The organism is Kribbia dieselivorans NBRC 106261, from assembly GCF_001552435.1.
GTDB lineage: Bacteria > Actinomycetota > Actinomycetes > Actinomycetales > Dermatophilaceae > Kribbia > Kribbia dieselivorans.
The window spans coordinates 1-3666 of record NZ_BCRE01000069.1 but is presented as its reverse complement, the minus strand read 5'-3'; the positions used below and the strand labels follow the sequence as shown (position 1 = coordinate 3666).

At 70.0% G+C, this 3666-nt stretch carries 5 protein-coding genes; 2 read left to right on the top strand and 3 right to left on the bottom strand.

The window, feature by feature from the left end; translation table 11 throughout:
- Together bioD and KD1_RS06720 are read left to right on the top strand one after the other, a co-directional pair.
- Nucleotides 1-529, top strand: a 529-nt coding sequence (bioD, locus tag KD1_RS06725; protein ID WP_083542202.1) for an ATP-dependent dethiobiotin synthetase BioD, incomplete at its 5' end; no start/stop codon positions are given.
- 9 nt (nt 530-538) lie between these two features.
- The gene (locus tag KD1_RS06720; protein ID WP_370670751.1) at nt 539-1423 is read left to right on the top strand and encodes a 3-methyladenine DNA glycosylase; all 885 of its coding nucleotides are present in this window, start codon (nt 539-541) and stop codon (nt 1421-1423) included.
- A 10-nt stretch (nt 1424-1433) separates the two neighbouring features.
- Here KD1_RS06720 and KD1_RS06715 read toward each other — a convergent pair whose 3' ends face one another.
- The 3 genes from KD1_RS06715 to phoU form a co-directional block, all read right to left on the bottom strand.
- Entirely contained in the window at nt 1434-2399 is a 966-nt protein-coding gene (locus KD1_RS06715) for a permease prefix domain 1-containing protein (RefSeq protein ID WP_068399406.1), read from the bottom strand.
- Nucleotides 2396-2734: a PadR family transcriptional regulator gene (locus tag KD1_RS06710; protein WP_068399404.1), complete on the bottom strand. Its 339-nt coding sequence runs from the start codon at nt 2732-2734 to the stop codon at nt 2396-2398. The genes KD1_RS06715 and KD1_RS06710 overlap by 4 nt, the downstream gene beginning before the upstream one ends.
- Before the next feature lie 132 nt (nt 2735-2866).
- Complete coding sequence (phoU, locus tag KD1_RS06705) at nt 2867-3547, bottom strand: phosphate signaling complex protein PhoU (protein ID WP_068399400.1); 681 nt, start codon at nt 3545-3547, stop codon at nt 2867-2869.
- Nucleotides 3548-3666: the final 119 nt, after the last annotated feature.

Sequence of the window (3666 nt, the reverse complement as noted above, 5' to 3'; positions counted from 1 at the left end):
GGCCGGGGTGCCCACCCACGAGGGCTGCCGCCTGGTCGAGCCGATGGCTCCGCGGCAGGCCGCCGCGGTGGAGGGCGCGCGCCTGCCGACGCTGGCCGAGCACGTGGCCGCGGTCGAGGGGTTGGCGGCACGCCAAGACCATGTGCTCATCGAAGGGGCCGGCGGGCTGCTCGTCGAATTGACCGACGCCGGCGAGACGGTGGCCGATCTGGCCGCAGCCCTGCTGCCCCCGGCCGACACTCCCCCAGCCGACCAGCGGGTGGGCGTCGTCGTCGTGGCCCGCAGCGCCCTCGGCACGCTCAACCACACCAGCCTCACGCTCGACTGGCTCGCTGCCCGCGGGTTCCCCGTACTCGGCATCGTCCTGGGGTCGGTCGGCGAGCACCCCTCCCGCCTGGAGGCGCTCAACCACAAGCACCTGAACACCCTGGGACCGGGCGTGATCGGACAGGTGCCGCACGGCGCTCCGACCATGACCGCCCAGGCGTTCGCCGCTGCAGCGCCGGGGTGGTTCACCACGACGGCCTAGGCTGGGGCGGTGATTGCCGTGTCCGACCCCGTCGTGCTCCCCGTCGCCGAATGGCGAGCGCGCGAGCAGGCCCACGAGGCAAGGGTCGACGCGCTGACCGCGGGTCACCGCGACCGCCGGCCGGAGCATCGTCGACATCCGGTCGAGGACTTCCTGTTCCAGTACTACAACCACACGCCGGCCCAGTTGCGGCGTTGGCATCCCGGCCCAGGGGTCGTGCTGGCCGGCGCGGCGGATCTCCCCCGTGCCCAGTGGCGTCACTACCGCACGCGCGACGACGGCGGCGTCGAACTGGACTCCGCCGGTTTTGTCGCAGCCCGCGGCTCAACGGTGACGTTCGTGCGCGACCTGCTCACGGCGATCCGCTCTCGTCCGGCGTTCACCGGGTGTTTCGGGCTGCACGAGTGGGCGATGGTGTACCGCACGACACCGACGGAGATTCGTCACTCGGGTTGGCCCCTGCGCTTGGGCCACGCGGGCACGGACGCGGTGGTCGAGTCGCACCAATTGCGGTGCACGCACTTCGACGCGTTCCGGTTCTTCACCCCGGGCGCGGCGCCGCGCAACGCCGAGCAGCCCACCCGCGAGCGGCAGGTCGACCTCGAGCAGCCCGGGTGTGTCCACGCCGGGATGGACACCTACAAGTGGGCGTTCAAGCTCGCGCCGTCGGTCCCGAGTGAGCTGACGCTCGACACGTTCGCGCACGCGATGGCGCTGCGCACGCTCGACATGCAGGCCTCGCCGTACGACCTGGCCGCGCTCGGCTACGCGCCCCTGCCGATCGAGACTCCGGAGGGCAAGACCGAGTACGTTCGCCGACAGCGAGAACTGGCGGACACCTCGAACGCCCTGCGCGAGCGGCTGATCGAGGTGTGCCGCCAGATGGTGGAGTGACCCCGAGCCTTCAGCCGGCGAGCCGCCCGCGGTGCCCGCGCCGCGCCTTGATCAGGGCTTCGATGCTCTCCCACACCGCCACGATGACCACGGCTCCCCCGATGACCGCCGTGACCGCGGACTGGTCCACGGCCCACCCGAGCCGGTCGTTGACGGCGGCGAGATCGGCCAGCAATCGGCCTTCGGCGAGCAGCCACAACAGCAGGATCACGGCACCGACGTTCGCCGCGACCGTCACCGCCGCCAGCGCAGGGGTCCAGCGACCCATGACCCACGCCGCGATGGCGATGACCGCGTCGAGCCCGAAGAGCCCGACGATGGCGAGTTGCCAGCCCAACTCCAGGTCGGGGTTGAGGATCTGCGCCGAGCGCTCGCCGACCCCACCGAACTGCCAGGCGACCAGCGCGGCCAAGGCCAGCGACAGAGCGACCTCGCCAATCGTGGCCCCCAGCCCGACGCGGCGGGTGGGCGATTCGGTCGGCAGCTGATCGGGGTTCCAGCGGGTCAGCGGGCGATCGCGCTGCGACTCCGGGCGGGTGCGGTCGATGATGGCGAAGGTGAGTGTGGTCCAGAAGGCGATGTGCACGCCGACGGAGAGCACCGTCAGGAGAGCCTCGATGACGAGGTCGATCCACGTCTGATCCCCGGTCGTCACGCGGGCCAGCAGCACGCCCACGAGCGCCAGCGGCAGCACGATGACCAGGAGCAGCTTGAGCAGTCGCACGTACTCGGGGTAGAGCGCCGGCGAGATGAGGTACCCGGGTTGGCCGCCGTATTCGCGGGCCAGCACGTCGGGGTCGCCCAAGTCTTGAAGCGTCTCACGTTCGGCGGTCTGCGGATCCTGCCCTGCGGCGATCCGCCCCTCGACCGTCTCGTCGATCGTGCCGCGCAACTCGCGCGCCACATCGGGCCCGGTGTCGGCCGGCAGGTGTCGGGTCACCGTCCACACGTAACGGTCGGTCAGTGTCGTCGTCATTGCGTTGTCCTCTCCCCCAGGGCACGGATCGCCGTGTCGAGCGTCGTCCATTCCGTCATCAGCGTGTCGACCATCGCCGCTCCGGCCGGGCTGACCCGGTAGAACTTGCGCGGGCGCGACTCGTCGGTGTTCCACTCGCTGGTCAGCAGCCCCTGCTTCTCGAGGCGCCGCAGCAGTGGATAGAGCGTGTTGCCGTCGACGGAGAACCCGGCCTCGCTCAGCGTCTCGAGCAACCCATAGCCGTAGTTCGGCTCACTGAGCGTGACGAGACAGGCGAGGACGACGGTTCCGCGACGGAGTTCCTGGACATGGCCAGCACCACGATCCTCATCCACATATGACACGATACTGTGCGTCACACACTATCGTCAATGGCGCAGTACACACATGCGCCGAGGGAACAATCGGGGCGACCCAACGTCGTGTTGGGTCGCCCCGATTGTTCCCTCGGCGGGGTGCGGTTCGGGTCAGATCTCGTCCGGCGTGCGGTCCGGCAGGGAGCTCAGCGACTCCGGCTCGCCGGTGACGAGGAACTTGACGCGCTGGGCCACGCGTACGGCGTGGTCGCCGAAGCGCTCGTAGTAGCGGCTCAGGAGCGTCGTGTCGACGGCGACCTTCATGCCGTACGTCCACTCCTGCTCGATGAGCCGGTCGAAGACGGCGCGGTGCTGGGCGTCGAGCACGTCGTCGAGCTTCTCGACCTCGGCGGCGGCGTCCTGGTCGAGGGCACGCAGGGCGCTCTCGGCGGCCAGGCTCGTCGCCTCGGCCGCGGCGCCCATCGCGATGAACGTGTCCATGACGTCGGCGGGCACGGCCTTCTCCGGAGCGCGGCGCCGGGCCACCTTGGCGACGTGGGCGGCCAAATCACCCATGCGCTCGGCCTCCGAGGAGATGCGCATGGCCGTGACGACGATGCGCAGGTCGGTGGCGACGGGGTTCTGCCGGGCGAGGAGGTCGATCGCCTTGGCGTCGATCTCCTCGCGCAGGGTGTTGATGTTGGCGTCGTCGGCGATGATGGCCCCCGCCAGGTCGGCATCGGCCTCCACCAACGCCCGGGTGGCGCGGCTCATGGCCTCGCGGGCCATCGCGGTGAGGGTCCCCATCTGGTCGAGAATCTGGTTGAGGTCTTGGTGGAAGACTTCGCGCACAGCGTGCTCCTTCGGTGAATGTCAGTGCAAGAGTTGGTGACTGTCACTGCCCGACCCACAGGTCGATTCCACCCTAACGATCCCCGCCGGTCTCCGCGCGGCGACGTACTCCCCCACCC

Excerpts from the sequence above, each read along its gene's own strand:
- KD1_RS06715 (WP_068399406.1), bottom strand. The coding sequence starts at position 2,399 with ATGACGACGACACTGACCGACCGTTACGTGTGGACGGTGACCCGACAC.